Source organism: Bacillus sp. 01N42_2 (assembly GCF_056399565.1).
The window spans coordinates 252,685-278,640 of record NZ_JBFTRO010000004.1; the positions used below are offsets into that span (position 1 = coordinate 252,685).

At 47.5% G+C, this 25,956-nt stretch carries 35 protein-coding genes; 4 read left to right on the top strand and 31 right to left on the bottom strand.

Going from position 1 to position 25,956, the window contains the following annotated elements; all coding sequences use genetic code 11:
• Positions 1-8: 8 nt before the first annotated feature.
• From AC1DN5_RS11925 to AC1DN5_RS12035, 23 genes are all read right to left on the bottom strand, one after another.
• A complete protein-coding gene (locus AC1DN5_RS11925; protein WP_099744098.1) occupies positions 9-1,490 on the bottom strand; it encodes a spore germination protein in 1,482 nt (493 codons plus the stop codon).
• Positions 1,444-2,052 (bottom strand): stage V sporulation protein SpoVABEA, encoded by a 609-nt coding sequence (gene spoVAEA / locus AC1DN5_RS11930; RefSeq protein ID WP_095241744.1) that lies wholly within the window; start codon positions 2,050-2,052, stop codon positions 1,444-1,446. The genes AC1DN5_RS11925 and spoVAEA overlap by 47 nt, the downstream gene beginning before the upstream one ends.
• Positions 2,053-2,055: 3 nt before the next feature.
• Positions 2,056-2,406 carry a stage V sporulation protein AE gene (gene spoVAE / locus AC1DN5_RS11935; RefSeq protein ID WP_016939155.1) on the bottom strand — a complete coding sequence of 117 codons (351 nt, stop codon included), beginning with the start codon at positions 2,404-2,406 and terminating at the stop codon, positions 2,056-2,058.
• Positions 2,407-3,423: a stage V sporulation protein AD gene (spoVAD, locus tag AC1DN5_RS11940; RefSeq protein WP_016939156.1), complete on the bottom strand. Its 1,017-nt coding sequence runs from the start codon at positions 3,421-3,423 to the stop codon at positions 2,407-2,409.
• An 11-nt stretch (positions 3,424-3,434) separates the two neighbouring features.
• On the bottom strand, positions 3,435-3,887 hold the full coding sequence (spoVAC, locus tag AC1DN5_RS11945) for a stage V sporulation protein AC (RefSeq protein ID WP_007612334.1): 453 nt from the start codon (positions 3,885-3,887) through the stop codon (positions 3,435-3,437).
• A 12-nt stretch (positions 3,888-3,899) separates the two neighbouring features.
• Positions 3,900-4,325, bottom strand: coding sequence for a stage V sporulation protein AB (locus tag AC1DN5_RS11950; RefSeq protein WP_007409413.1), 426 nt, complete (start codon positions 4,323-4,325; stop codon positions 3,900-3,902).
• Positions 4,315-4,935, bottom strand: coding sequence for a stage V sporulation protein AA (locus AC1DN5_RS11955; RefSeq protein ID WP_016939157.1), 621 nt, complete (start codon positions 4,933-4,935; stop codon positions 4,315-4,317). Before AC1DN5_RS11955 ends, AC1DN5_RS11950 begins: the two co-directional genes overlap by 11 nt.
• Positions 4,936-5,061: 126 nt before the next feature.
• Positions 5,062-5,829, bottom strand: coding sequence for an RNA polymerase sporulation sigma factor SigF (gene sigF / locus AC1DN5_RS11960; RefSeq protein WP_003153348.1), 768 nt, complete (start codon positions 5,827-5,829; stop codon positions 5,062-5,064).
• Positions 5,830-5,840: 11 nt separating this feature from the next.
• The gene (spoIIAB, locus tag AC1DN5_RS11965) at positions 5,841-6,281 is read right to left on the bottom strand and encodes an anti-sigma F factor (RefSeq protein ID WP_016939159.1); all 441 of its coding nucleotides are present in this window, start codon (positions 6,279-6,281) and stop codon (positions 5,841-5,843) included.
• A complete protein-coding gene (spoIIAA, locus tag AC1DN5_RS11970; RefSeq protein ID WP_016939160.1) occupies positions 6,278-6,631 on the bottom strand; it encodes an anti-sigma F factor antagonist in 354 nt (117 codons plus the stop codon). The genes spoIIAB and spoIIAA overlap by 4 nt, the downstream gene beginning before the upstream one ends.
• 95 nt (positions 6,632-6,726) lie before the next feature.
• On the bottom strand, positions 6,727-7,896 hold the full coding sequence (locus tag AC1DN5_RS11975) for a D-alanyl-D-alanine carboxypeptidase family protein (RefSeq protein WP_045925499.1): 1,170 nt from the start codon (positions 7,894-7,896) through the stop codon (positions 6,727-6,729).
• A gap of 136 nt (positions 7,897-8,032) precedes the next feature.
• The gene (locus AC1DN5_RS11980) at positions 8,033-8,851 is read right to left on the bottom strand and encodes a purine-nucleoside phosphorylase (RefSeq protein ID WP_045925500.1); all 819 of its coding nucleotides are present in this window, start codon (positions 8,849-8,851) and stop codon (positions 8,033-8,035) included.
• A gap of 11 nt (positions 8,852-8,862) precedes the next feature.
• Positions 8,863-10,047, bottom strand: coding sequence for a phosphopentomutase (deoB, locus tag AC1DN5_RS11985; protein ID WP_016939163.1), 1,185 nt, complete (start codon positions 10,045-10,047; stop codon positions 8,863-8,865).
• Positions 10,048-10,216: 169 nt separating this feature from the next.
• Positions 10,217-11,107, bottom strand: a complete 891-nt coding sequence (xerD, locus tag AC1DN5_RS11990) for a site-specific tyrosine recombinase XerD (protein WP_045925501.1) — start codon at positions 11,105-11,107, stop codon at positions 10,217-10,219.
• Between the two features lie 7 nt (positions 11,108-11,114).
• Positions 11,115-11,342: a YqzK family protein gene (locus AC1DN5_RS11995; RefSeq protein WP_003153331.1), complete on the bottom strand. Its 228-nt coding sequence runs from the start codon at positions 11,340-11,342 to the stop codon at positions 11,115-11,117.
• Positions 11,343-11,456: 114 nt separating this feature from the next.
• Complete coding sequence (gene fur, locus AC1DN5_RS12000) at positions 11,457-11,906, bottom strand: ferric iron uptake transcriptional regulator (RefSeq protein ID WP_016939165.1); 450 nt, start codon at positions 11,904-11,906, stop codon at positions 11,457-11,459.
• 112 nt (positions 11,907-12,018) lie between these two features.
• A complete protein-coding gene (gene spoIIM, locus AC1DN5_RS12005; RefSeq protein WP_016939166.1) occupies positions 12,019-12,663 on the bottom strand; it encodes a stage II sporulation protein M in 645 nt (214 codons plus the stop codon).
• Positions 12,664-12,739: 76 nt separating this feature from the next.
• Positions 12,740-12,967, bottom strand: coding sequence for a hypothetical protein (locus AC1DN5_RS12010; RefSeq protein ID WP_366969203.1), 228 nt, complete (start codon positions 12,965-12,967; stop codon positions 12,740-12,742).
• Between the two features lie 56 nt (positions 12,968-13,023).
• The gene (locus tag AC1DN5_RS12015) at positions 13,024-13,314 is read right to left on the bottom strand and encodes a hypothetical protein (protein ID WP_016939168.1); all 291 of its coding nucleotides are present in this window, start codon (positions 13,312-13,314) and stop codon (positions 13,024-13,026) included.
• A 111-nt stretch (positions 13,315-13,425) separates the two neighbouring features.
• Positions 13,426-14,739, bottom strand: a complete 1,314-nt coding sequence (locus AC1DN5_RS12020) for an NAD-dependent malic enzyme (RefSeq protein WP_099744101.1) — start codon at positions 14,737-14,739, stop codon at positions 13,426-13,428.
• Between the two features lie 11 nt (positions 14,740-14,750).
• Positions 14,751-16,157, bottom strand: coding sequence for a Na+/H+ antiporter NhaC (gene nhaC, locus AC1DN5_RS12025; RefSeq protein ID WP_016939170.1), 1,407 nt, complete (start codon positions 16,155-16,157; stop codon positions 14,751-14,753).
• A 140-nt stretch (positions 16,158-16,297) separates the two neighbouring features.
• Positions 16,298-17,725, bottom strand: a complete 1,428-nt coding sequence (gene aspA / locus AC1DN5_RS12030; RefSeq protein WP_003153322.1) for an aspartate ammonia-lyase — start codon at positions 17,723-17,725, stop codon at positions 16,298-16,300.
• 36 nt (positions 17,726-17,761) lie between these two features.
• Entirely contained in the window at positions 17,762-18,751 is a 990-nt protein-coding gene (locus tag AC1DN5_RS12035) for a type I asparaginase (protein ID WP_366969202.1), read from the bottom strand.
• A 175-nt stretch (positions 18,752-18,926) separates the two neighbouring features.
• Here AC1DN5_RS12035 and AC1DN5_RS12040 point away from each other — a divergent pair, with 175 nt between their 5' ends.
• Entirely contained in the window at positions 18,927-19,280 is a 354-nt protein-coding gene (locus AC1DN5_RS12040) for a helix-turn-helix domain-containing protein (protein WP_016939172.1), read from the top strand.
• A gap of 9 nt (positions 19,281-19,289) precedes the next feature.
• Here AC1DN5_RS12040 and AC1DN5_RS12045 read toward each other — a convergent pair whose 3' ends face one another.
• Positions 19,290-20,453 (bottom strand): TIGR00375 family protein, encoded by a 1,164-nt coding sequence (locus AC1DN5_RS12045; RefSeq protein ID WP_366969663.1) that lies wholly within the window; start codon positions 20,451-20,453, stop codon positions 19,290-19,292.
• Complete coding sequence (locus AC1DN5_RS12050; protein WP_016939174.1) at positions 20,453-21,007, bottom strand: NUDIX domain-containing protein; 555 nt, start codon at positions 21,005-21,007, stop codon at positions 20,453-20,455. Before AC1DN5_RS12050 ends, AC1DN5_RS12045 begins: the two co-directional genes overlap by 1 nt.
• Positions 21,008-21,085: 78 nt before the next feature.
• Between AC1DN5_RS12050 and mciZ the strand changes: the two genes are divergently transcribed.
• Entirely contained in the window at positions 21,086-21,208 is a 123-nt protein-coding gene (gene mciZ, locus AC1DN5_RS12055) for a Z-ring formation inhibitor MciZ (protein ID WP_003153315.1), read from the top strand.
• 62 nt (positions 21,209-21,270) lie between these two features.
• The gene (locus AC1DN5_RS12060; RefSeq protein WP_016939175.1) at positions 21,271-22,191 is read left to right on the top strand and encodes an aldo/keto reductase; all 921 of its coding nucleotides are present in this window, start codon (positions 21,271-21,273) and stop codon (positions 22,189-22,191) included.
• A 32-nt stretch (positions 22,192-22,223) separates the two neighbouring features.
• Here AC1DN5_RS12060 and AC1DN5_RS12065 read toward each other — a convergent pair whose 3' ends face one another.
• Positions 22,224-22,448, bottom strand: coding sequence for a YqkE family protein (locus AC1DN5_RS12065; protein WP_016939176.1), 225 nt, complete (start codon positions 22,446-22,448; stop codon positions 22,224-22,226).
• A gap of 107 nt (positions 22,449-22,555) precedes the next feature.
• Here AC1DN5_RS12065 and AC1DN5_RS12070 point away from each other — a divergent pair, with 107 nt between their 5' ends.
• Positions 22,556-23,470 (top strand): alpha/beta hydrolase, encoded by a 915-nt coding sequence (locus AC1DN5_RS12070; RefSeq protein ID WP_366969200.1) that lies wholly within the window; start codon positions 22,556-22,558, stop codon positions 23,468-23,470.
• 39 nt (positions 23,471-23,509) lie between these two features.
• Here AC1DN5_RS12070 and AC1DN5_RS12075 read toward each other — a convergent pair whose 3' ends face one another.
• The 5 genes from AC1DN5_RS12075 to AC1DN5_RS12095 form a co-directional block, all read right to left on the bottom strand.
• On the bottom strand, positions 23,510-23,749 hold the full coding sequence (locus tag AC1DN5_RS12075; RefSeq protein WP_003153307.1) for a DUF2552 family protein: 240 nt from the start codon (positions 23,747-23,749) through the stop codon (positions 23,510-23,512).
• Positions 23,724-24,086, bottom strand: a complete 363-nt coding sequence (locus AC1DN5_RS12080) for an iron-sulfur cluster biosynthesis family protein (protein WP_047475681.1) — start codon at positions 24,084-24,086, stop codon at positions 23,724-23,726. Before AC1DN5_RS12080 ends, AC1DN5_RS12075 begins: the two co-directional genes overlap by 26 nt.
• A 72-nt stretch (positions 24,087-24,158) precedes the next feature.
• Positions 24,159-25,127, bottom strand: a complete 969-nt coding sequence (locus AC1DN5_RS12085; protein ID WP_366969199.1) for a bifunctional GNAT family N-acetyltransferase/GrpB family protein — start codon at positions 25,125-25,127, stop codon at positions 24,159-24,161.
• Positions 25,124-25,396: an antibiotic biosynthesis monooxygenase family protein gene (locus AC1DN5_RS12090; protein WP_327815315.1), complete on the bottom strand. Its 273-nt coding sequence runs from the start codon at positions 25,394-25,396 to the stop codon at positions 25,124-25,126. Before AC1DN5_RS12090 ends, AC1DN5_RS12085 begins: the two co-directional genes overlap by 4 nt.
• 12 nt (positions 25,397-25,408) lie before the next feature.
• Positions 25,409-25,879 carry a GNAT family N-acetyltransferase gene (locus tag AC1DN5_RS12095; RefSeq protein WP_064779041.1) on the bottom strand — a complete coding sequence of 157 codons (471 nt, stop codon included), beginning with the start codon at positions 25,877-25,879 and terminating at the stop codon, positions 25,409-25,411.
• Positions 25,880-25,956: the final 77 nt, after the last annotated feature.

The following is a 25,956-nucleotide window of genomic DNA, read 5'->3' on the forward strand; positions in this document are numbered from 1 at the left end:
CAATGCGATTATGAACCGCTTGGCTGTCTTTGACGGTCTTTCGGGTGAACAATGCTCGGTCTGACTTTCGCTCCCGGCACTGTCGTCCTGACGAGCACCTGCCACAGCGCCTTTCCGTTAAACGGTAAAAACGGCCATAAATACGGTGTATGAAACGAGCGGATACCCGCCATTAAAATCAGCAGCAATGTAAAGCCGATAACAAAACCTTTTACTTTAAAAATGGCCACGAGCACCATTAATATGAGACGTATCATTTTATTAGCGAGGCTGAGTTCATAGCTCGGCGTGGTAAATGATCCGATTGCGGCGATCGATACGTACAGAATCACTTCGGCAGAAAACAGCCCCACCGCTATGGCAATTTGTCCGATCAGCACCGCCGCTATCAGGCCCATGGCAGTCGATAAGGCGGTCGGCGTATGGATCGCGGCCATCCTGAGAAACTCAATCCCCAAATCAGCCAGAAAGATCTGCAGAATGATCGGAATGTGCGTATTTTTATTTAAACCGATAAAATCCAATCTTTCAGGCAAAAGTGACGGGTCGAGAACAAAGAGGAACCAGATCGGAAGCAGAACAGTTGAAGCGATAATACCGAAAAACCTGATCCATCTTAAAAATGTTCCGACAGAAGGCGCCTGTCTGTATTCTTCCGCATGCTGAACGTGGTGAAAAATCGTTGTGGGCGTTATGATCACGCTCGGTGACGTATCAACGACGATAATGACGTGCCCTTCTAATATATGATTGGCGGCCACATCAGGACGCTCCGTGTATCTGACCATCGGAAACGGGTTGTAGCCTTGTTTGACGATAAATTCTTCCACCGTTTTATCAGCCATCGTCAGTCCGTCAATGTCAATCGCATTCACTTCGTTTTCAACGATGCTGACAAGGTCCGGATCTGCGATGTCCTCTATATACACAATGGCAAGATCCGTTTTAGAACGCTCGCCGACTTTCGTAATTTTGACGCGGAGCCTTTCGTCTCTGATCCTTCTTCTGATTAACGCTGTATTAATGACGATACTTTCGATAAATCCGTCTCTTGCCCCGCGAACGACTTTCTCTGTATCCGGTTCTTCGGGTGTGCGTCCGGGGTAATTTCTGACATCAACGACGAAGGCGAAACCGGCGTCTTCTACGATAACGGCCACAAGTCCGGAAAGCACTTGATCCGTCGCTTCGTCGAGCGTTTTGACTTTTTGGACCTGCTGGTTCACAAGCCTGTTTTCAACAACATCAAGCGCATCATCCGCGTTCTCGTCATAATTATTGACATCGACGAGCTGTTCTATTAAATGAATGATAAACAATGTATCGGTTAACCCATTGACAAAGTAAATCTGGACTTCCCGGTCTAATACTTGAACTTTGCGGACTCCGATATCGTAGCTCGTCCCCATACCGACGCGGTCTTTAAAAAATTGTTCATTTTTTCTAGGATCCCGGTATACTTTTATCATGTTTTCCGGTTTTTCCGGCATGATATTCGCTCCTTTCTAAAATGAATTCGACAGCCTTCATCGTGATCGGCGAGCCTTTGGATATGTCATCTTTTCTTCCCATTTTTCCTATATCGCCGATGCCCACAACGAGGGGAACGTCCAGTTTGTCAAGACAATACACCGTATCTCCGTTCATTCTGTGCTCGTCCATTTCTCTCATTCCGGTTTTATCGACGCCAAACTCCGTCACTTCTCCATCACGGTCAATGGAGACATCGACTTTTGTCCATTCAGCCTGATGGGTTTTAGAAGCGACGGCAATCACCCCAAGCACTTCAATGTCTTGATGTGAGGCGACATATTTCAGCGCCGTTTCGCCCGGCCCTTCCCCTTGCAGGCCGGAATCGTCAAACATGACAAACACCGGGTCATGCGGCGCGGCTTTAATCAGCTGAACGAGTTCCGGACCGGTTCTGGTTGACGGATTGCCTTTTGATTGGGAAATACATCGTCCGCCTGCTTTTTCCGCGGCATATTCAATCGTTTTAGCGGCGTATACGTCTCCGTCTGTCACAAGGATGACCTTCCGTTTCGTCATCAGACATTATCCTTTCGGTTTAAAAATAACGGCAACAAGAAATGCAAATAAAATCGCTGAAGATATACCGGCGGAGGTCAGTTCAAAAATCCCCATGGCGATCCCGATAAATCCATGCTCGTGAGCCTGATGCATGGCGCCGTGCAATAAGCTGTGACCGAAGCTGACGATGGGAACCGTCGCGCCCGCACCTGCGAATTCGATAAATTTGTCATATATTCCGAACCCATCCAACAAGGCGCCGATGACGACAAAAGTTGTCATCACATGGGCGGGTGTCAGTTTAAAAATGTCAAGCAGCAGCTGACCGATAATGCATATGATTCCTCCGCAAACAAAAGCCCACAGATATTCCATTTATGATGCACCTCCCGCTCGCTCAAATACCACACCGTGGGCGATGGTCGGAATGGTTTCCTTCTGCTGAATCATTGTCGGACTTAAAAGCGCTCCTGTCGCGACAACGAGAACCCTGTTAAGAGAGCCCGATTTCAGTTGATTAAAGATATGTGTGTACGTAACGAGCGCGGAGCAGGCGCAGCCGCTTCCGCCCGCAAACACCTGCTGATCCGGCGTATAGATGAGAAGACCGCAGTCATCGTGTTTCGTTCCCGCGGGATAGCCTTCTTCCTTAAGCAAATCTTTTAAGATCGGCGAGCCTACGCCTGAAAGGTCTCCCGTTAAAATCAGATCGTAATCATCCGCCGTGCGGTTCAAATCCTTCAGGTGCTGTTTGATTGTATCGGCGGCAGCGGGCGCCATGGCTGAGCCCATATCAAACGGGTCTGTAATTCCGAGGTCGCTTACTTTTCCCACTGTCGCGCTTGTAATCCGGATATCAGAAGGGTTTTGGCTGATGATGACCGCCCCGCCCCCCGTGACCGTCGAAGTGGCAGTATCCGGCTTTTGCCCGCCATACTCCGTCGGATTACGGAATTGTCTTTCAGCCGTCGCATTATGGCTGCTCGTCGCTGCAATCGCCCGGTTCGCAAAACCGCCGTCAATAAGCGCGGATGCGACGGCGACCGTTTCCATTGACGTCGAGCAGGCGCCGAACAGGCAGAGGAACGGAATTTTCAGATGTCTTGCGACGTAATTGGCCGTCACATTTTGATTTAAAAGATCGCCAGCGAGTAGCAAATCGATGTCGCTCTTTTTCAAATTCTGTTTTTGCAAAGCGGAGTTGATGGCATCTTCCATTAATTGACGTTCCGCCATTTCCCAGTTTTTCTGATTGCAATGCATTTCATCGTATGTTTTATCAAACAGCGAGCCGAGCGGGCCGTCTTTTTCTTTCGGTCCGGCTGCCGTTCCCGCCGCATTTATAAATAACGGGTTTTCAAACACCCAGGTTTGCTTTCCGGTCAATTTCATTTTTTCTCCTCCTATGAAAACAGTTTTTCACAAGCAAACCGTATCAGGCCTACGATATAGGCTGCCACGACGCCGAATACAATGACGTTTCCCGCCAGTTTAAACATGTTTGTCGCTACACCGAGCACAAGCCCTTCACTTCTGTGTTCCAGAGCCGCGCTTGTCATACTGTTTGCAAACCCCGTCACCGGCACGGCTGAACCCGCTCCGGCAAACTGACCGAGCCTGTCATAAATGCCGAATCCGGTCAAGAGGGCGGAAATTAAAATAAGAGTGGCGGACGTCGGGTTTCCCGCTGTTTTCTCATTAAAATTAAAAAAATGGATGTAAAAGTCTTGAAGAGCCTGCCCGATCAGACAAATCAAACCGCCGATCAGAAAGGCTTTGACACAATTCCAGACGTATGGCGGTTTCGGCTGATAGTCTTTCACTTTTGTTTTGTAATTTTCTTTTAAGTTTGTCACGTCTGTTCCTCCTTATGAATGATGGATAAAATACAGCCAATGAAATAATGAGCCGGCTATTTTGCCGAACACGATGGCCATCAGCAAAATGATGATTTTGCTCCCGAAACCGATCCGTTTGGCAAGAATGGGAAGCACGTTCAGCACTTCTGTAAGCGCCGCGGCCAGCATGCCGACAAACATGCCGGCCAGAAGCCCGACCGGAACGGCAAGCCATTCAGATAAAAAAAAATGATTCATATTTAAGGTTTCCCAGCCGCCGAACACCGCCCCGGAAATAACAGCCCCTTCGTAGGCCTGTACAAAGCGCATGGTTTTTGTCAGCTGCATAAGGCGGGGGATGATTCCCATAACGGTTAAAAAAGCCACAAAGCCCGCTCCCACGGTCAGCCCGCCGCCAAGCCCGACAAACATAACGAAAAGAATGCTAACGATCATGCAGATCTTTCATCGTCTCTTCGTTTTCGTGTATTGCGACATAATGATCGAGATCAAGCTGATAATTAAACATCTCGACCTCCAGCGGGCTTGGCTCTTCATTCAGGCGTTTTTTAAAGATGTGATTAAAAAAGACGATCATCCCGAGACCGAGGCCGATGCTGTACGGAATCTGAAGCAGGTACGGATACTCATTGCGCCTGCCCGTTATGATTTCATATAAGGCAATATGAACTTCTCTCATGCTGACATCTTCATGAAAATTCATAATGGCGAGACATGAACCGATAAAAAGCAGCAGCCAGACACCGACAAACAAAACGGCTGACAGCTGCTTTTTCTGGTAATGGATTTCCACTATCGTCTCAGCGCCGCCGACGGTCTGCACATCAAGAGCGGGAAAAGCGGTATGAATGGCCTTCAGCACTTTTATGATGTCCAGCACGACGATATTTTTGTCTTTTTTCGTGATCTGATACAGCGGCAGTGCCGACAGTTTTTTTTTCAGCTTTTGCTGTCCTGCGATCTGGGCGGCGTCACCGACTGTGATGATATCTCCGGTATGAGCCTTCACGCGGTGGCGAAGTCTGAGAAATATTCGTCTTTCCATCTTGCATCACCATCTTTCGGGTGGTTATATATGTAGTATGTGGTTCACTTTTGTTCTCATTCATCAGCAGCAAAAGACCATAAATTACCATTCGGGCGCAAATAAAAAAAGCCGGCCTGTAAAAGGTCAGCTTTCCGTATGATCCATCTGCACTTTAATCTGCTTTAATATTTTTTTCTCCAGCCTCGATACCTGCACTTGTGAAATCCCAAGCCGTTCGGCTACTTCCGACTGCGTCTGATCCTTGTAATACCTCAGATAGACAATGAGCTTTTCCCGTTCTTCCAAATCACTGATCGCTTCCTTGAGAGCGATTTTGTCAAACCATTTCTCTTCTGAATGATCGGCGATCTGATCGAGCAGGGTGATCGGGTCTCCGTCATTTTCATACACCGTTTCATGAATGGACGAAGGCGCCCGCACCGCTTCCTGCGCAAGCACCACGTCCTCCGCGTCAATTTCCAGGTGGTCAGCGATTTCCTGGACGGTCGGCACTCTTCCGTATGTTTTTGACAGTTCATCTTTCGCCCGGCGGATTTTATTGCCGAGCTCTTTCAAAGATCTTGATACTTTGACGGTTCCGTCATCCCGGATGAAGCGCTGGATTTCTCCGATAATCATCGGCACGGCATAAGTTGAAAAACGGACATCATAGGACAAATCGAATTTATCAACGGATTTTAACAACCCGATACAGCCGATCTGAAACAGATCGTCCGGCTCATAGCCTCTGTTTAAGAACCTTTGCACGACGGACCATACAAGACGCATGTTTTTTTCTATGAGGAGGTCTCTTGCCTGCTGGTCGCCCTCTTGGCTCTTTTTGATCAATTCTTTGACTTCATGGTCCTTGAGCTGCGCGTTTTTGCTGTTTTTCTTAACCTCCACATCCATAACAAATCTCCTTAATTACAAAGCGCTTTGCTTTTTGATAGGTGTTTTGTTAAGCGTATCGTCGTCCCCATCTCCGGCGAGGAATCAATCGAGACATCATCCATGAAGTTTTCCATAATGGTAAAGCCCATTCCGGAGCGCTCAAGCTCGGGTTTTGTCGTAAAGAGCGGCTGGCGCGCTTCCTCAAGATCCGTGATCCCGAGGCCTTCGTCACGTATGGTCAGATAGACGACATGATCCTCCAGGGTAACGGAGATGTACACCTTTCCGTCGCAGTTTTCTTCATAGCCGTGGATGATTGCGTTTGTTACCGCTTCTGATACGACGGTTTTGATTTCTGTCAGCTCGTCCATCGTCGGGTCGAGCTGCGCGATAAAAGAAGCAACCGTTACACGCGCAAACGATTCATTCTGACTGAGGGCTGAAAATTCAAGATGCATCTCGTTTTTCATGATGCCACCCCCAGCGTTAAAAGCGCTTTTTGTTCTGATTGTTCGAACCTGATGATTTTAAACAGGCCCGACATGTCAAACAGACGTCTCACCGCAGGAGAAATCGCGCACACGACCATCTCTCCGCCGAGCTGTTTAATTTGTTTATAACGCCCTAAAATCACGCCGAGGCCGGAGCTGTCCATGAAGGAAAGATCTTCAAGGTTCAGCACGATGTGACGGATGCCGTCAGCCTCCAGCGATTCAGCAACCTTTTGTTTTAATGATTCTGCCGTATGGTGGTCGAGTTCACCAGTTAATCGAATACAAAGCACGGATTCTTTGACATGTAAGTCAATTCCAAGGCTCATGCTCATTCCTCCTTGATATGATCGGATAATGAGTGTTTCGATTTTCGGGAATGCAATTCCTTCACTATGACAAAACTAGTGCCCGTTCGCCACGATTATTTAAATTTTGTCCAATCTCCCATCGTCCGCTTCAGAAAAGTGAGAAAACCCGCTTTTTCCATGTCGTCTTTTGCCGTGACCGGGCTTTCAACGAGCACTTTTCCGTCTTTTTTCAGCACGAGGCTGCCGAGCACCTCCCCTTTTTTAACCGGGGCCGTTATATTGCTGTTGATTTTCACTTCTTTTTTTACTTTGTCCATGTTCTCTCCCTTTTTGGCCAGGAGGGAAATCGGTTCAGATGTGGTCAGCTTGATCAGTTTCTGTTTTCCTTTTTTCACTTTTACCGTTCCGATGATTTGATTCCGTTTATACAGCGGGTGTGTTTTGAACTGGCTGAAGGCATAATCAAGCATTTTTGTCACTTGGGCATTTCTTTCTTTCGGAGTGCTGGCTCCGAAAACAACTGCGATGACCCTCATATTTCCTTTTTTAGCGGTGGCGGTTAAACAATACTTTGCTTCACCTGTAAAACCCGTTTTCACACCGTCAACACCCGGATAAAATTTGATCAGCCGGTTTGTATTGACGAGCCAGAACTTTTTGTCTGTGTTTTCTCTTAAATAGTCTTCATACGTTCCCGTAAATTGAGTGATTTTATCATACTTCAATAATTCCTTCGCCATTTTCGCCATGTCATAAGCAGAGCTGTAGTGGCCTTTTTCAGGCAATCCCGTCGGGTTTTTGAAGGAGGTATCTTTCAATCCCAATTCTTTTGCTTTTTTGTTCATCTGATTGACGAAATCCTCTTCCGAACCGGCGATATACTCTGCCATCGCGACGGATGCGTCATTTCCGGAAGCTATCGCAATTCCTTTGAGCATTTCTTTTACCGTCATTTCCTCACCGGGTTCGAGGAAAATCTGCGATCCGCCCATGGACGCGGCATGCTCACTCGTCCTGACTTTATCGCTCATCTTAATGTTACCTTTGTCAAGCGCTTCCATGATTAAAAGCATGGTCATGATTTTTGTCATGCTCGCCGGCGCCAGACGCTCCCGGCTGTTCTTGTTGTAAAGAATGTTTCCCGTATCGCGTTCAATCAGCACGGCGCTTTTGGCTTCATGAGCGAGCTCCGATGTATGTTTTCCGTCCGGCTTTGCAAAAGCGGACGGTGCTGATGCGGTTATTAAAATGCCAATCAACAAAGTGGATATAAGACGTTTCATCTCCAAAGCCCTCCATTTCATAATCCTTTTTATTTTTTCCAAGCCCGGTGGTTTTATACGCCTCATCTGGAAAATGTTTCGTTTTGAGGACATAAAAAAACAGCTGCTTCCGAAGAAACAGCTGATCTATGCTGATTTAGTTTTGAGATCGTGCAACTACGGCTTTTACAAGCTTCAAAAAGCCGCCTTTTACTTTTTCCGTCATTTCCATTACTTCATCATGGGATAACGGCTGGTCAAGAATGCCGGCTGCCGCATTGGAAATGCACGAGATGCCAAGCACACGCATTCCCGCGTGGTTGGCGACGATGACTTCCGGCACAGTCGACATTCCGACAGCGTCAGACCCCATCGTTCTTAAAAACCGGACTTCAGCCGGCGTTTCGTAAGATGGCCCCGTAACAGCCGTGTATACACCTTTTTGAACAGGGATGCCAAGCTCAGCCGCCGTTTTTTCAGCCAAGCCTGACAGCTCTTTGTCATAGGCTTCTGACATGTCCGGGAATCTGGCTCCGAATTCCGCTTCGTTCGGCCCGATTAACGGGTTGGTACCCGTAAAGTTGATATGGTCGGTAATAATCATCAGATCACCGGCGCGGAAGTCAGTGTTGATACCGCCCGCTGCGTTCGTCACGATGAGAGATTCAACGCCGAGCGCCTTCATCACGCGGACCGGAAACGTTACCTGATCCATTGAGTAGCCTTCATAATAATGAAAGCGGCCCTGCATCGCGATGACCTGCACACCTTCAAGCGTTCCCATCACAAGCTGGCCGGCATGGCCTTCTACCGTTGAGACCGGAAAATCAGGGATCGTTTCATATGTAAGCTTGACGGCTCCTTCAATTTCATCGGCCAATACGCCGAGCCCTGAACCTAAAATCAGACCGATCTTCGGTGTTTCTTTCACGTGTTCTTTAATAAATGCAGCAGCACGTTCGATCTTTTGTTTCAAAAAAAGTCCCCCTACTGTAATCTTGATAAAAAGCTTTTTCCGTATTCCGGCTTTTCCGTTTTGAAATTATCCGCAATGGTTGCGCCGATATCGGCAAATGTATCCGCAAGCGGCAGCTGTTCAGTGTGTTTATGCTTTTTGCTGTAGACAAGAAGCGGCACATACTCCCGCGTGTGGTCCGTCCCGTGATGGACAGGATCATTGCCGTGATCCGCCGTGATGATGAGCAGATCGTCCTCTTTCATTTTTTCAAACACTTCCGGAAGCCTTGCGTCGAATTCCTCAAGCGCTTTTCCGTACCCTTCCGGATCACGGCGGTGTCCGTACAGCGCATCAAAATCAACGAGGTTGGCAAAGCTCAGGCCCGTAAAATCTTCACCGAGTGTTTCAATCACTTTGTCCATGCCGTCCATGTTAGATACCGTGCGGCGGGATGATGTGATGCCTTCTCCGTCGTAAATATCAGAAATTTTTCCGATGGAAATGACGTCTAATCCGCTGTCTTTCATTCCGTTCATTACCGTGCGGCCGAACGGTTTGAGCGCATAATCATGGCGGTTCGGTGTGCGTTTGAAGCTGCCCGGTTCTCCAATAAATGGTCTTGCGATAATCCGGCCGACCATGTACTTCGGATCAAGCGTCAGTTCTCTGGCTGTTTCACAGATGCTGTACAGCTCGTCAAGCGGAACGACATCTTCGTGAGCCGCAATCTGCAAAACGGAATCGGCTGATGTATAAACGATCAGCGCACCCGTTTCCATATGTTCTTTTCCGAGCTCGTCCAGAATCGCCGTCCCTGAAGCCGGCTTATTCCCGATGATTTTGCGTCCGGAACGCTTTTCAAGCTCCTGAAGAAGCTCATCCGGAAATCCTTCCGGGAACACTTTAAACGGTTTTTCAATGTAGAGGCCCATAATCTCCCAGTGCCCCGTCATCGTATCTTTTCCGTTTGACGCCTCCTGCATTTTACCGTAGTACGCCAGAGGCTGCTCCGTTTTTTCCACACCCTTAATATCCCCGATCAGTCCGAGACCGAGCTGTGCCATATGGGGCATATGTAAACCGTTCATGTGCTCTGCGATATGTCCGAGCGTATTTGCGCCTATATCATTAAAATCGGCGGCGTCCGGCGCTTCACCGATTCCGACCGAATCCATTACGATCAAAAACACACGTTTATATTTGTATTCAGACATCATAAAAGCCTCCTTTTCTTCCATCTGTCCATTTTAGCTTACAGAGGTCAGACAACTCAAGTATAAACCGTTTACATTCTTGTTGACAATGCCTATTCAAATAATAAGAACCTTCTCTGTATTCCGCCAATCCGACAGAAAAAAGCCGCGGCACCTTTGCCAGCGGCTCCTAGGCGCGCGGATGATACTGCTTGTACACGTCCTTCAGCCTTGTTTTCGTCACATGCGTGTAAATTTGCGTCGTGGAAATATCAGCATGTCCGAGCATCTCCTGCACGGCGCGCAGGTCCGCCCCGTTTTCAAGCAGGTGCGTTGCAAAAGAGTGCCGGAGCGTGTGCGGTGTCAGTTCTTTTTTAATGCCAGCCTCAAGGGCGATTTTCTTCAGGTTTTTCCAAAATCCCTGACGGCTGATCTGCCTGCCGTGATGATTCAGAAAAAGCGCTTCGGTCACATTTTTCTTTAATAATTTCCCTCTGGCTTTTTCGATGTATGCTTCGATCGCATGGGAGGCGGCTTCACCGATCGGCACAATCCGCTCTTTCCGGCCTTTTCCGAAGCAGCGGACAAATCCCATCGTCAAATGAACGTCGGATAATTTCAGCTCAATCATCTCGCTGACCCTGATGCCGGTTGCATACAGCAATTCGAGCATGGCTTTATCCCTGAGACCGAACGGGCTGTCAAGCTTAGGCGTGTCCAATAACCGCTCTACTTCGTTCAGCGCCAGCACTTTTGGGAGGGCCCGCTCTGTTTTTTGTGTTTCAATATGTACCGAAGGATCTTTATCCGCGGCTTTCTCCCTTAACAGAAATTGATGAAAAGACCGGATTGACGCCAAATGCCTGGCAGACGTCTTCCCTGATTTCCCCGAATCCTTCAAATGCTTTAAATATTGAATAATATGAAGACGGGTCACATCATTCCAAGAAGTGATCTGAAGGGTTTCAGTTAAGAAGAGAGAATAACTTTTCAGATCACGCTCATAGGACATCATCGTATTTTGGGACAGCCCTCTTTCAACCCTCACATAATGGATGAAATCCTTAATTTGATCCTTCACTCTTGATCTACTCCCCGTTTTGGTAAAAAAAGATCAACCGGCCGAACCAGCCGTCCTTCTCCTCATGTTCCGTTTTGGCCACTTTGACGGCGGAGCCTTCCGGTTTATCGTACCGATGATAGTTTTCATACTCTGAATTCACCCATATCATAGCATAATAGAACAGCGCGGTAAAACCTGTGAACAGAATAAACACTTTGATCGTATCCGCTGCTGTTTTTAGGAATCTGCCCATCTTTCGATCGATCCTTTCTTTGGCGGCTGTTAGTACACCTTATGCCAATTTCAAAGGCTTTTATACATAAAAACAGCAAAAAACCCTTTCCTGGCAGAAAAGGTTCATAGGCTTTTATTCTGTTTCATTCCCGCCGCAGCGGTGGCAGATTCCGTGAAAAGTCAATCTATGATCTTTAATTTTAAATTTCCAATCACGTTCAATCACTTCTTCAACGTCTTCAAGCAGATCTTCTTCAATTTCATCGACGGCTCCGCACTCCATGCACACCAGATGATGATGGAAGTGGGCCGCGCCCTCTTTGCGAAGGTCGTAGCGGGATACGCCGTCCCCGAAGTTAATTTTATCAACGACTTTTAATTCTGTTAATAATTCTAATGTACGGTATACTGTAGCGAGACCAATTTCAGGAGATTTCTCTTTTACGAGGAGGTATACATCTTCTGCGCTTAAATGGTCTTCTTCATTTTCAAGCAGCACCCTTACCGTTGCTTCACGCTGTGGCGTAAGCTTGTAGCTTGATGAGTGCAGCTGCTTTTTAATTCGATCAATACGGTTTTCCATGTCTTTCCCTCCTACGCCGCATTCCATGACTCATTATAACAAAATACGCGCAGAGTTCCAACTATAATTATTATAAACTGATAAATAAAAGTATTATTTTGTGATAATTATTCTAAAAGATCCGTGATGAAAGCTTTTCCATAAACAACGGAGACACATACGCTTCCAGCAGTGAAGCGATGACCGAGAAGAAAATGATGAGAATCAGCACGAAGGCGTAGCGTCCGAACCATTGGATCGGCGTGTCGTGGAGGCTGCGTTTGACAAACAGCTGCCGGATCAGTTTCAGCGAAAAAGCGATAGAGCATGTCCCCATGATAAGGTATGCCGGAATGAGAACGATGTTTTGCGGCAGCACCGAGATGAAAGACAGGAAAAATCCGTTCATCCCCATTTGATTCACTAGAAATCCGACCGTAAAACCGACGACGATTCCTTTCAAGAACACCATGATGAAAATCACCGGGAGACCGATTACGGAAATACCCAGAATCCACATCAGCCCCAAATATTTTACATCATGAAAGACGGCCTGCCAAAACATGTCTGAGGCGCCGGCATGTTTTCCGTCAGACAGCTGTCCGAAGAATTTGCTTAAATAGTAATACAAATCTTCTTTCTGCGTGATTGTCATGCTGTTGACAATGATCGCGCCGAAAATGACACCCATTAAAAACAAGACAAACACAAATATATAAAGTGACAGATGATCCTTCATATGGCGAAAAAACAGTTCTTTGTACGATTGTTTCCTCATACCGCTTTCCTCCCGCTAATCTATTGACTTGATTTAGTAGATTGTATGAAAGAAAAGAGAAAACATGACAGAGAAATCATAGAAAGGCACCGAGATTCCGGCAAAAAAAAGAATCCCCTCCATCACTCCGGTGATCATGGGGATTCCTTTTTTTATGCTTTATTCTCTCCAGCCTGTCTTTTTTGGTTTTTGTCACTCTTTCATGCGTGCTGAAGAACGGCGCCGCCCCTCTTGATAAGACTGCATCACGCATCCCGTTTCTTCTGAGATGCTCCCGCATTTTTTTCGCTTTGCTTTTCGCCATGTGCAGATCGTTCCTTTTTGTCTTTTCTCTATCATAACAAAAAAATCCAGGTGTGTTCATGAATAGGGCTCATGTTTCTTCCGGTAGGCGCGCAGAGATGTTTTGGCAGATGAAAAACTCCCCATTGCGGCGTATCCGTAAAAGAATCCCATAAAACTCCCCTCATACACGTGTTCGTGGTGACCGAAAACGATAGACACAATATTTCCGACAACAAGGGCAATCGTGGGAACGAATATGCCGGGAACCCTGCAGAACACTTTGATCAGCTGTGTAACGCATAAGACGACCGGCACGCCGATCACAGCATCCCAAATATTTGTATGGATCAGCGGAAAATAATCCACATTGACACCTCTTTATTCCGTCTTTTTCTATATGTTAGCCTGCCAAAGAATTCCGCTTCCTATTCATGATAAAAAAAGCACCGGATACATATCCGGTGCTGTGAGCGTTATTTATTTTCCCGCCGCGGCCCGCTCTACAGCTGCCGATACGGCCTGATGCACGTCCGCGTCCAAAGGCTGAGGCACGAGATCACCGTGTTTCGTACAAGAAGCGATGGCTTCAGCGGCCGCCACAAGCATTTCATGGTCAATTTTCTTGCTTTTCGCGTTCAGCGCGCCGCGGAAAATACCCGGGAAGCCGAGAACATTATTGACTGAACGGCCGTCGGCTGCATAAGCGGCTCCGGCCTGCAGCGCCTCTTCCGGTTCAATCTCCGGCTTCGGATTAGATAAGGCCAGAATGACTTGTCCTTTTCTGACATCCTCTTTTTTAATGAGCCCCGGAACTCCTGTCGTGCTGATCACAATGTCACACGTGTCCATTAAATCTTTAATGCTTTCAAGCGGCTGACCTCCGTATTGAGCGAGGCGGTTCATTGCTTCTTCTGACTTGTCCGTTCCGCAGACCGCTTTGACTCCGTATGCCATAAACATGCGGCAGATGGCGACGCCCGCCGCGCCGAGACCGATCTGTCCGACTTTCGCTTCTTTTAAATCAAGACCTGCGCTTTTACAAGCGGAAATGGCGGCGGCGAGAGTGACGACCGCCGTGCCGTGCTGGTCGTCGTGCATAACCGGAATGTCCAATTCTTCCTTCAGGCGGTCTTCAATGTCAAAGCAGTGAGGCGAACCGATATCTTCAAGCAGAATTCCGCTGAATCCCGGAGAAATATGTTTTACCGTGCGGATGATTTCTTCCGGATCAGAAGTGTCGAGCAAAATCGGAATTCCGCTGATGCCCGCCAGCTGGTCAAAAAGCGCTGCCTTCCCTTCCATTACGGGCATTCCGGCGACAGAGCCGATGTTGCCGAGACCGAGAATCGCCGTTCCGTCGGTGACAATGGCGACAGAATTGCTGATGGTCGTATAGATGGATGCTTTTTCAGGCTCGCTTTCGATCAGTCTGCACACATCGGCCACGCCCGGCGTATAAACACGGCCAAGCTCAGCCAGTGTCCGGATCGGCATTTTGCTTTTCATCTGAATTTTTCCGCCTTCATGAGCAGAGAGCACTTCATCTGAGACGGTATGAAGCCGGATGCCTTCACCGAGAGCTTCAATGGCTTGAATGATTTCCTGCAGCTGCTCCTCATTTTCGGCCTGCACCGTAATGTTGCGCATGGTGTAGTTTGGGCCGACTTTAACGGTTTCAACTTCCCCGATATCTCCCCCCATCACTCCGATGGCTGTTGCCACTTTTCCCAGATTTCCGGGAACAGTCGGCGTTTCTATCATTAACGTCCGAATCATATGCTTTGTAATCATAAAATACCTCCCTAACCCAGTTTTTGAGATTGCAAGGATTTTTCTTTCGTGTACCAAATGAATTTACCCGTGTATCCGTACAATATGGCCAGTCCGATAGATACAAAACTGAGCCACATGAACGGCAGATAAGAAAACGTGGACACGCCGAGAATGCCGGCCATATAGATGCCGTTGTCAGACCATGGCACCATCCCTGAAGTAAGCGTGCCGCCCACCTCGGCATTCCGGGATAAAATTCTTCTGTCAAGTTTCAGTTTATCATAACTGTTCTCCATAATTTTCGGCGTCAGTATCAATGACACATACATCGCACAGCCGAAAATGTTGGCTAAAAGGGCGACGATCAGCGTCGAAAGCGTTACATTTCCCGGTGTGGTCAGTTTTTTCTCAAAAGTTGAGACAATCACTTTTAATACGCCGAGCTTCTCCAGAATTCCTCCAAACCCGAGACCGAAAAGGATAACGACCAACGTATCCAGCATGCCGGTGATGCCTCCGCGGTTTAACAGGCCATTTAAAAATTCGACATCCGTTTTAATGGAAAAACCATTGTAAGCAGTCGCGATGGCACTGGCAAAATTCATTCCCTGAAAAACAGAAGCCCAGATGGCGCCAAGCAAGGCGCCGATGACGATAACGGGCATAGACGGCTTTTTCAAAATCAGCAGGACGACGACGACAACCGCCGGGATAAGCATCCATATATGAATATCAAACGTTTTCTGCAATGCAGACTTTAAAAATTCCACTTTATCAAGATCAATATTTTTTCCGCCGTATATAAATCCCGTTACGGTAAAAAGAATGGCCGTAATGATATAGGACGGAATGGACAGATACATCATCGCTCTGACGTGTGACAGCACATCCACCTTAGAAAGCGTGGAAGCAAGCACCGTACTGTCAGACAGCGGTGAAAGCTTGTCCCCGAAGTAAGCGCCGGACAAAACGGCCCCCGCTACGATCGGAAGCGGTATGCCCATTCCCTCTCCGATGGCAATCATGGCGATTCCCGCAGTCCCCACGGTTCCCCAGGACGTCCCGGTCGCAACGGACATAACCGAACAAATAACCAATGTAGCAAGCAGGAACACATGAGGATTAATAAACTCTAAACCATAATAAATTAAAGTCGGCACAACGCCGCCGGCAATCCATGTCCCGATAAGGGCACCGACTGAAACTAGGATCAGAACGGCTTCAAGACCGTTTGATATCCCGGTGACAATGGATGACTGCAAGTCTTTATATGAATGTCCCAGCCTGATTCCGAGAATAATAGCGATAAACCAGGATATAAAGAGAGCAAGCTGGATCGGCAGGTCTAAAAACACTGTGAATGACAAAACAAGCGCTAAAAACCCGAATAATAAGATAATAATTTCCAATAAATTTGGCAATCTGACCTCTTTCACAAAAAAATCCCCCTAGAAGAAAAAGCTAAAACGCTTTCATCAAATGATATAACAAATTATACTATACTTCCTCATCCCTTTGTATGGCAACCGCCTATTCACTGAAAAACGTGAAAAGGCGGCTGTTGTTGCTTCAAAATTTATTTTTCTAAAAGGTCTTTTCCGGCAATCCCCGGTTTTGTCATTTCATACGGATTCAAAATGATATCCAATTCTTCTTCTGTCAGTACATCGTTTTGGAGACAGAGATCTCTCACAGATTGCCCCGTCATGATTGCTTCACGGGCAATTCGCGCAGCCGCCTCATATCCAAGGTGCGGGTTGACCGCTGTAATGACGCCGACGCTTTTTTCCACGTATTGCTTCAGGCGTTTTTCGTTGGCTTCAATCCCCGCCAGACAATGATCGGTAAATGATCGGAAACCGTTGTTCATAATACTGATGGATTGAAGCAGGTTAAATACGAGCACCGGCTCCATCACGTTAAGCTCCAGCTGGCCCGCTTCTGAAGCGAGGCAGATCGTATTGTCATTCCCGATGACCTGGAAGGCGATTTGGTTGATCAGCTCTGCCATGACAGGGTTGACTTTCCCCGGCATAATGGATGATCCCGGCTGACGGGCGGGCAGTGAAATTTCCGCTAGTCCCGCGCGCGGACCTGAGGCCATTAAGCGCAGATCGTTGGCGATTTTAGACATATTCATCATGCATACCTTCAACGCGGCTGAAACTTCCGTATAAGCATCAGTGTTTTGTGTGGCATCAACCAAATGGCCGGCGCCGACAAGAGGCAGTCCGCTGATGTCAGCCAGGTGCTTTACAACCTGTTCTATGTAGCGCGGATCAGCGTTAAGTCCCGTACCTACAGCCGTTGCCCCCATGTTTACTTCATACAGATGCTGGCGGGATTGTTTAATTCGCTTTATATCACGCTCAAGCACGCGGCTGTACGCTTCAAATTCCTGTCCGAGACGGATCGGCACAGCGTCCTGAAGGTGTGTGCGTCCCATTTTAATGACAGAATCAAATTGTTTCGCTTTATCTTTAAAGACACTCAGCATATGCGCCATTGTATCAAGGAGCTTATCCAGAAGTTTTAAGGTAGAAATATGAATCGCCGTCGGGAACACGTCGTTTGTCGATTGTGACATATTGACGTGTGTGTTCGGGCTGAGATGAATGTATTCACCTTTTTTATGTCCCATGATTTCAAGCGCTCTGTTGCCGATTACTTCGTTGGCATTCATGTTCATGGACGTTCCGGCTCCCCCTTGGATCGGATCGACGATGAATTGGTCATGCCATTTACCCTCAAGAATCTCGTCTGCGGCCTGGACAATCGCGTTGCCGATTCCTTCATAGAGGCGCTTTACATCCATATTGGCAAGCGCCGCCGCTTTTTTGACGATGGCGAGCGCATTAATCATTTCTTCATGGATGCGGTAGCCGGTAATCGGAAAGTTTTCTTTCGCGCGCAGCGTTTGGATTCCGTAATACACATCAGCTTCAATTTGTTTTTCTCCGAGGAAATCTTTTTCCTGACGATATTCTTTTTGCGCGTTTGTCATGCTAAAACCCTACTTTCTCTTTGATGGTGGTCTTTTTTACAGTACAACGTCGTCTGCGATCGGTGTCTCCATAATGTTTTTGACTTCAGCCAAATTGTAAGACTGGCCGAGCGCCCACATTAATTTCGGCACGATGGCTTCTGTGTTCATATTTCTTGAACGGATGATGAGATCTTGATTGACTCTCCGTCCGACTTCATAGACACTCATGTCTTCTCCTTCTTCAAGACATTGTGTCGTAATGACAACGACAATGCCGCTTTCAATCATTTCATTGACTTTGGCGAGAATGTCTCTTCCTTCAAACGGCACGCCGCCGCTGCCGTAGCTTTCAATGACGATTCCTTTGTACATACCCTTTAACGCGTCAAACATTTCCGGTTTAAGACCCGGATGGAGCTTGAGCAGGCACACGTCCGTGCAAAGTGACGTATTGACCGTAAAGGCGTCGTCTTTTGGCATGTGCACGTGTTTGTTGTATTCAATTCCGTTTTCGGTAATAAACGCGATATACGGGTAGTTAATACTCTCAAATGCATCATAGCTTTTCGTTCTTAATTTAATGGCGCGGGTGCCTTGAATGACTCTGCCGTCAAATACGACGTATACGCCGCCCACCCCTTCACATGCGAAGCGGATCGCGTCCGTGATATTTTTTTTGGCATCGGTTTTCTGAAATGTAATCGGGATTTGCGAACCCGTAATGACGATCGGTTTATCGGCATGCTGAAGCATATAAGACAGCGCCGCTGATGTATATGCCATTGTATCTGTGCCGTGCGTGATGACGAACCCGTCGTACGCGTCATATTTTTCTTTGACAGCATCAGCTATTTGGACCCAATATTCAGGCTGCATATTGGTGCTGTCGATGTTCATTAACGAATGGGTTTCCATCGTGTAATCGTTATCAAGTTTTGATACGTAGGTTAACAATTCGTCTGCTTTTACCCCGGGTGCAAGCCCGTTTTCTCCTTCGACTGAGGCGATTGTTCCTCCGGTTGTTAACAGCAATAATTTTTTCATACCCTGCACCTCTTCATCATTTCTCAAGATGTTTAAGCATTCGCTTTTCGCATACTTTTAATCAAATTATAGACAGACGAATGAAATTAATCAAGTGATTATTATTCAATTCGCGTACACTTTTACACATCGATATGATATAATTTTGCTCAAGTGAAAAGGAGCGGTTTTGAATATGAATTTAGATCGTTTAACTGAACTGAGAAAAAAGAAAAATTGGTCTCTTCAATATACGGCTGACCGGCTCGGCATCGCAAAAAGCACGTACGCCGGGTATGAATCAGGCTACCGGCGCCCGTCATTCGAAGCGCTGGGCACGCTTGCCGATCTGTTTGACACGACGTGCGACGATTTACTGGGGCGCACTGAAAAAAAGGCGGAGCCGTTTGCCCAGACCATCGAATTAACAAAAGCCGCACAAGGCCGCGGCACACTGACCGTTGACGGGGAACCGCTTAATCAGGATGAAATCATCGAATTGATTGCGTTTGTCCGTACGAAAAAAAAGGTACAGGAGGAGCTCCGCTAAAAACCGGCTTTACGGCTTGATCCGGCCGTATGTTCCTCCGCCTCCCGCCTCAAGGGCGAGCTGCCCGGTGCGAGCTTTATGAATGACAGCCGCTATTTTGGGCTGCACGATGCGTGCCAAGTCCTCTTCTTCTGTCTGATGAAGAATCGCCATTTCCGTCCCGAAAGTCCGCTTTAGTTTTTCCAATGTTTTCGGTCCGACCCCGGGAATGAACTGCAGAGGGATTTGATGAATATACGGAGGCCGCGGCACGCGGCTTTTTTTCGGTCCGCTCAGTTCCTCCAGCCGTTCACTGACCCCTTTTGTCATTGTTTTCCCGCCGCATTCCGTACATTTTAAAGCTCCTTTTTCAGCCGGGCTGCCGCAGCGGTCGCAAGCCGTCCTGTAATACTTCCCGAGCTTCGGGTTCAGTCCGTAATTCGCCGTGATTCTTCTTCCGCCCTTCCCTTTCAGAGCCAGCGAAAATTCCGTAAAGTTCGCTTTCTTCAGAAGCATTTCATTATATTCTCTGCCGATTTTTCCTAAGGAATGCGCATCAGAATTTGTTAAAAATGTATACGGATCAAGTTCCGTTAATCGTGAAGCCATGTCAGTGTCGCAGCTTAATCCGAGTTCCGCCGCGTCAATAAGCGCCGGGTCGAAAACTTCTGTCAAAGAAGATCTGACCCCTTTTCCGTACAGGCTTTTATGCGGGGTGAACATATGGGCGGGAATAAACAGCCCGCCCAATTCCTTTGTTTTCTTTTGAAGATTCAAACCGGTCTCGTAAATACGCTGGGAACTGAGATGGATATTTTTAAGCCTTTTTGCGAGCCACTCAGAAAACATCTTCATTTCGGCAAGAGCCGGCATAAAGACGAGAACGTGAATCGGTCCGCGGCATGTGTGATCATAAATTTCAAGCTCACTGCCCAACAGAAGCGTCGTATTCCGATAGCGGATGCCGCCTTCTTTCAGCTCACGGTATCTGCCTTCATCAATTCCGAGCTCGATTTCTTCCAAGACTTCCGGGGAATGGCAGTCGATGATGCCCAATAGTTCAATTCCCTTCCCCTCGCTTGCTTCTTCCAAAATCCGCTGCAGCGTCAACGTTTTAGCCCCGGTGATTTTGACCGGTCTTCCCGTATAGGTGCGCCCGATATGAATATGCAGATCCGCATAAACGGTTTTCATCATTTTTCCTTCAGCGCTTCTTTCAGCTGGAGATACTGAATCGCGTATGCCGTTTTAGCGTCATACACCCGGCGGGATTCAACCAGCTTCACGGCCTCTTCAAGCGTGACCTGCATCACTTCGACAAATTCATCCTCATCCAGTTCGCGCTTTTCTTCAAGCAATGAAAGCCCTTCAGCAAGAAAGAGGTGCACGATTTCATCAGCAAATCCGGGTGATGTATAAAAAGCGGTGATTTTCGTCAAGGTTTCCGCCGTATATCCCGTTTCTTCTTCGAGCTCTCTTAATGCGGTATGTTCGGGCTCTTCTCCTTTTTCCAGCTTGCCGGCCGGAATTTCAACGATTGTCCGTTCCAGCGGCTTTCTGAACTGGTTCACCAAAATGATTTTTCCTTCTTCGGTTATCGCAAGTACGGCCACCGCTCCCGGATGTTTGACGATTTCCCGCTTGCTTGTTTTTCCGTTCGGGAGCTCTACATCCTCTAAGTAAAGATCTATGACTTTCCCGTCATACAGCTTTTTTTTCGCAAGTGTTTTTTCTTCTAAATGTTTCATCATGTCATCTCCCGTTCTGTCTCTCTATTATGCCTCATATATTTTATCATACATGCATAAGAGGGAGGTGCTTTTCGATTGAAGGTGTACCGGAAGGATAAGAGCATCGTATTGGTCGGAAAGGCTTGGGAAGTGCGGGCTAAATTGAAAGAGTACGGACGGACATTCCGCTATGTCGGAGATTGGATCACCGGGCCTTAACAGTTGAAAACTTCGCGCCTTTATATTACGGTCAATAAAAGACCATAAAAAGGAGCAAAATGATGAGAAAACGCAAATTGGGACGTTCTGATTTAGAAATAAGCGAAATCGGGCTCGGCTGTATGTCGCTCGGCACGGATAAAGCTAAGGCGCTGTCTATTTTGGATGAAGCGATCGAGCTTGGTATCAATTATTTAGATACCGCTGATCTTTATGATTTCGGCAGAAATGAGGAAATCGTCGGGGAGGCCGTCAAAAACCGCAGACACGACATCATTTTAGCCACGAAAGCCGGAAACCGCTGGAATGATGAGAAAGACGGCTGGCATTGGGACGCTTCCAAAGGATACATAAAAGAAGCGGTCAAAAACAGTCTGCGCCGGCTGAAAACGGACTATATCGACCTTTATCAGCTGCATGGCGGCACGATGGAGGATCAGATTGATGAAACGATCGAAGCGTTCGAGGACTTAAAACAGGAAGGTGTCATCCGGTATTACGGCATTTCCTCGATTCGTCCGAATGTCATTAAAGAATATGTGAAAAAATCAAATATCACAAGTATTATGATGCAATACAGCCTGCTGGACCGGCGTCCAGAGGAGTGGCTTCCCCTTTTAGAGGAGAACGGAATCAGCGTCGTCGCCCGAGGGCCTGTCGCTAAAGGGCTTCTTACGGAAAAACCGCTCGATCAAGCGGCCGCAAGCGTAAAAGAGAACGGCTATTTAACATATTCTTTTGAAGAACTGGCAGAAACTAAAAAAGCGATTAACGCTGCCGTGCCTGATCTGAGCATGACGGAGCTTTCTCTTCAATACTTGCTTTCACAGCCGGCCGTCGCTTCTGTCATCACCGGAGCAAGCTCGCCTGAACAGCTGAGAGAAAACTGTTCGGCTGCAGAAGCCCGGCGTTTAAGCAGTCAGGAAATCAAAGCCCTGCAATACCATACAAAACAGGACGTATACGAAGCCCATCGTTCTTAAACAATAAAACCGGCACCTTGTCAGATGCCGGTTTATTTATATTTGTGCCAATCGAGACTGCTTTCATTCAGCAGCTCTTCAAAGCTTTTATTTTTTTCTTTTTCTTTTCGTTTTCTGATTTGTTCCGCCTTTTGCTGCGCTTGTTTTTTCTCGTCTTCTTCCTTCAGCTCACTTTTCATTTGCAAAAGCCTGGCCTTCAGATCTTCCTCCAGATTATCTTTTAAGCTGTGTTTTTCTTTAGGCAGCTGCTTTTTCATCATTATACCCCCGTATCTGAATAATGGTGAAGTAAGTGTACCATGGAGCGCCGGAGGCCGGCAACGTTCATAGGGAAGGATTTTTCATATTAAAGGAGGGTGTCTGCGTGAAAAAATGGCTGGCGGTGTTCGGTTCGGCTTGTGCGGTCTTTTTGGCCGCCGGATTTGCTTTTACGAATCTGATCATGTTTATGAAGAAAAAGACGGATGAAGACATTATGAAAAGAGAAAGGGCAGACTGGAATGGGGTCTTTGATTCCTTTCAGGCCATGGAAAAAGAAGAGGCCGTCATCTTGTCACGCCACGGGTATGAGATCAAAGGCTTTTACATCGCCCCGCATCGTACGGCAAACACGATGATTATTTGTCACGGTGTTACCGTCAATTTGTTTAATTCACTGAAATACATGGATCTGTTTCTGGATTTAGGCTGGAATGTGCTCGTATATGACCACCGCCGGCACGGAAAAAGCGGCGGCCGAACAACGAGCTACGGTTATTTTGAAAAAGATGATTTGGAAGAAGCCGTGAATTGGGTGAGAAACAAAATCGGGGACGGCGGTCAAATCGGTATCCACGGCGAATCAATGGGAGCGGTGACGGCCTTATTATACGCGGGAGATCATCCGGATGGAGACGGCGCTGATTTTTATATTGCGGACTGTCCGTTCGCAAGTTTTCACGATCAGTTAGCCTACAGGCTGAAGCGGGAATTCCGGCTGCCTCGGTGGCCGCTGCTGCCTTTGGCTGATTTCTTTTTGCTGGTGAGAGAAGGATACCGCATCCGTGACGTCTCGCCTTTATCGGTTATCAGCCGCATCCGGCAGCCCGTTCTGTTTATTCACAGTAAGGAGGATGATTATATACCTCCCGCTTCCTCCGAAATGCTGCACCGCAGAAAACGCGGCCCGAAGATGCTGTATCTGGCCGAATCGGGCGGTCATGCCATGTCGTACACCAAAAATCCGGAGAGCTACCGCCAAGCCGTGCAAACCTTTTTAGATGCCATAACGCAAACGTAAAAAAGCGAAAGAACGTATACTTGTTCTTTCGCTTTCCCGTCATAAAACGTCGGTAATCCCGTCCATATTTTCTCCGATCCAGTCAATGGCGAGGTCAATTGTCGTAAACTCCTGCGCTTTGAAGGTCATCTCATCCTGAAGCAGCCAGACATCCTTTTGTACGGATTCAGCGCCTCCGATGGACCAGTGCAGCAGACTGTACGGATGGTTGTTGTTCAAAAAGGATACCCACGTTTTATGCTGTGCCGTCTGTTTAATGGCTTTCAGCTTTTGATTCACTTTCAGTTTCTCCCTGCTTTACTAATATGCTCATTCTCGGGCTCAGCATTTCTGCCGGGCTTTTTAAGACGAGCGTTTTTGCCTTTTCATTGTAATCGATTGTCATTTCCTCGTCAAAAAACACTTTTTGAGAAGTCTGGATGTAAAGCGGAAGTCCGTTGGTTTCAATGCGTTCGCATTGTCCCGTTAATTCGTCCGCCAGCCAGATGGCCGGCACGCCGCTGACCGCGCACCCGCAGCCTTCTGCGTCATAGCGGAGCTGCGCTTTTTTCTCCGGGTTGGCGTCCATTGCCTGCAAAAGCGTGTGTTTCGCGGCATCTGTCACATGTATTTGCATAGGTGATCCTCCGTGTTTCATTTTTCGCCATTGTAGCATACCGGACCGCTGTATGCATTGTTTCTGCTTTCTTTACAGCAGCCGGCTCTCCCAGTCCTTTGCCTCTTGTTCAGCCGCCTTGATCCAGTCCTTTTTCCCTTCAATATACTTTGCCATATCGTACGGGTATGTCTCAGCGAGCCCATTTTTCAGCTTCATGTATTGAGCCGCTTTTTCAGGCTTTGCGGTGAGGTAATCCCGGAACAGCAGATGACGCCCCACGTCCGGATGGCCTGTTTCATATATGTGGACGTGGTGTGTGCGCTTGTTGCCGCCTTTTTGAAAGAAACGCCGGCCCTCTATCCCGTTTTCTCCTTTCGCCTCATAGCCGAGTGCTTCCAGCTGAGGACTGAATCGGTCAGCGTCCGAAATCTCTTTAACCTCCGCCAGTATATCAATGACGGGTTTTGCGGCCATCCCGGGGATGGAGGTGCTGCCGATGTGGCTGACCGAATGGAGTGCGCGGCCGAAGATTCGGAGCAAATTCGCTTTCTCTCTTTCAAACATCTCTTTCCATTCCGGCTGGTGCGGTATAACTTCCGCTTTTCTCTTCGGATAAAGATGAAAAAATGAGAGGGTCAGCCCTTCCGGCGTCTCAGTCTGTCCGGCTTCCGTGAACCCTGCTTTTAAATAGAGAGAGACTGCCGGAACGTTTTGACTGGCGGTAGCCGCCTCTATTTTTTGGGCATCCCGGTTTTGGTCTATCACAAATTGAATAAGCGCCCGTCCGATTCCTTTCCGAAAGCCGGACGGGTGCACCGTCAGCCTGCATATGACAAGGTTATATCCCTTTTTTTCATACGAAATGACGCCTGCAAGCCGATCTTTTTCCTTGAAACCGGCAAACGTCTCCCGTGACCGCTGTATGTCTTCGGCTGTTTCATGCAGCCCGGGAATGCCGAAAAAGCCGATCAGCTCGGCTTCTTTTTGATAAGAGCAGCGCTGAACCGCCGCAATTTCCCGCGCCGTCTGTTCTTGTGTATGCTGTAAAAATGCAATCAATCTTCCGCTCCTTTTGACGCAAACATCCGCTGCGGCTCCGTCCTCGTCATGCGGAACGCGTACGCTTCATACCAGGCGCTTTTTCCTTTTTGTTTTGCCGCCCGGTGGTCAGTATGGTCTTTCCACCTTTTAATCGCCTCCAGGCTGTCCCAGCAGGGAACCGTGATGCGCTCTGCCGTTTGTTCATATTCCTCATCATATTCTCTCTTGATTGATGAAAAAATGACCGCATCATAAGGCGGTTTGGGCGTGTCAGCTAAAAAGCCCATTTTCAGCCTCCTCTATATGTATTTCACAAACAGAATCCGGTCTTCTCCCGGACCGTCATAATTCGCAAAAACAGGGATTCCGTTTACGGTTTTGGTTCCTTTTTCAACTTCAAAGCCTAATTTTGTATGATAAGCGATTGATACTTTATTGACAGGCGCCGTCACGCAATTGACTTTTGTGCAGCCTCTTTCTTTCACCGTCTCCATAAATCGATCGTAGAGCTGTTTTCCAATTTGCATTTTTCTGAAATCCGGATGCACTCCGGAAAAATGAATGTATGCCGTCTCAGGGTCTGATTGTGACTGAAACCCGATTAAAAAACCGGTCATTCCCTCCGGCCCGAACGTAATAAAGCTTGTGTCCTGAAAATGTTCAAAAAACAAGCGCGGCAGTTTGTCTTTCATCTGCCTGCCGCCCCACCATTCATTCAAAACAGACGTAACCATTTCATAGTCTTCAGAGGTAATTGTTCGAATATCCATTATCGATTGACTCTCCTTTTCGTCCGGCAAAATGAATGTCAGCTCTTCTCATTGGAATATAAAAAATTATATGTGGG

Bases quoted from the DNA above. Each gene is read 5' to 3' on its own strand.
- AC1DN5_RS12060 (WP_016939175.1), top strand. From the start codon at position 21,271: ATGAGAAAACGCAAATTGGGACGTTCTGATTTAGAAATAAGCGAAATC.
- sigF (WP_003153348.1), bottom strand. From the start codon at position 5,829: ATGGATGTGGAGGTTAAGAAAAACAGCAAAAACGCGCAGCTCAAGGAC.
- AC1DN5_RS12045 (WP_366969663.1), bottom strand. From the start codon at position 20,453: ATGAAAACCGTTTATGCGGATCTGCATATTCATATCGGGCGCACCTAT.
- deoB (WP_016939163.1), bottom strand. From the start codon at position 10,047: ATGTCTGAATACAAATATAAACGTGTGTTTTTGATCGTAATGGATTCG.
- AC1DN5_RS11995 (WP_003153331.1), bottom strand. From the start codon at position 11,342: ATGGGCAGATTCCTAAAAACAGCAGCGGATACGATCAAAGTGTTTATT.
- AC1DN5_RS12095 (WP_064779041.1), bottom strand. From the start codon at position 25,879: ATGGATATTCGAACAATTACCTCTGAAGACTATGAAATGGTTACGTCT.
- AC1DN5_RS11955 (WP_016939157.1), bottom strand. From the start codon at position 4,935: ATGGAAAGACGAATATTTCTCAGACTTCGCCACCGCGTGAAGGCTCAT.
- AC1DN5_RS11925 (WP_099744098.1), bottom strand. From the start codon at position 1,490: ATGCCGGAAAAACCGGAAAACATGATAAAAGTATACCGGGATCCTAGA.
- AC1DN5_RS11950 (WP_007409413.1), bottom strand. From the start codon at position 4,325: ATGATCGTTAGCATTCTTTTCGTTATGTTTGTCGGGCTTGGCGGCGGG.
- spoIIAA (WP_016939160.1), bottom strand. From the start codon at position 6,631: ATGAGCCTTGGAATTGACTTACATGTCAAAGAATCCGTGCTTTGTATT.
- AC1DN5_RS12080 (WP_047475681.1), bottom strand. From the start codon at position 24,086: ATGCAAATACATGTGACAGATGCCGCGAAACACACGCTTTTGCAGGCA.
- AC1DN5_RS12040 (WP_016939172.1), top strand. From the start codon at position 18,927: ATGAATTTAGATCGTTTAACTGAACTGAGAAAAAAGAAAAATTGGTCT.
- AC1DN5_RS11975 (WP_045925499.1), bottom strand. From the start codon at position 7,896: ATGAAACGTCTTATATCCACTTTGTTGATTGGCATTTTAATAACCGCA.
- AC1DN5_RS12035 (WP_366969202.1), bottom strand. From the start codon at position 18,751: ATGAAAAAATTATTGCTGTTAACAACCGGAGGAACAATCGCCTCAGTC.
- AC1DN5_RS12020 (WP_099744101.1), bottom strand. From the start codon at position 14,739: ATGATTACAAAGCATATGATTCGGACGTTAATGATAGAAACGCCGACT.
- AC1DN5_RS12010 (WP_366969203.1), bottom strand. From the start codon at position 12,967: ATGGCGAAAAGCAAAGCGAAAAAAATGCGGGAGCATCTCAGAAGAAAC.
- spoVAE (WP_016939155.1), bottom strand. From the start codon at position 2,406: ATGGAATATCTGTGGGCTTTTGTTTGCGGAGGAATCATATGCATTATC.
- aspA (WP_003153322.1), bottom strand. From the start codon at position 17,725: ATGACAAACGCGCAAAAAGAATATCGTCAGGAAAAAGATTTCCTCGGA.
- AC1DN5_RS12050 (WP_016939174.1), bottom strand. From the start codon at position 21,007: ATGAAACATTTAGAAGAAAAAACACTTGCGAAAAAAAAGCTGTATGAC.
- spoIIM (WP_016939166.1), bottom strand. From the start codon at position 12,663: ATGAGGAAACAATCGTACAAAGAACTGTTTTTTCGCCATATGAAGGAT.
- AC1DN5_RS12065 (WP_016939176.1), bottom strand. From the start codon at position 22,448: ATGAAAAAGCAGCTGCCTAAAGAAAAACACAGCTTAAAAGATAATCTG.
- spoIIAB (WP_016939159.1), bottom strand. From the start codon at position 6,281: ATGAAAAACGAGATGCATCTTGAATTTTCAGCCCTCAGTCAGAATGAA.
- fur (WP_016939165.1), bottom strand. From the start codon at position 11,906: ATGGAAAACCGTATTGATCGAATTAAAAAGCAGCTGCACTCATCAAGC.
- spoVAD (WP_016939156.1), bottom strand. From the start codon at position 3,423: ATGAAATTGACCGGAAAGCAAACCTGGGTGTTTGAAAACCCGTTATTT.
- AC1DN5_RS12090 (WP_327815315.1), bottom strand. From the start codon at position 25,396: ATGGGCTTTTTAGCTGACACGCCCAAACCGCCTTATGATGCGGTCATT.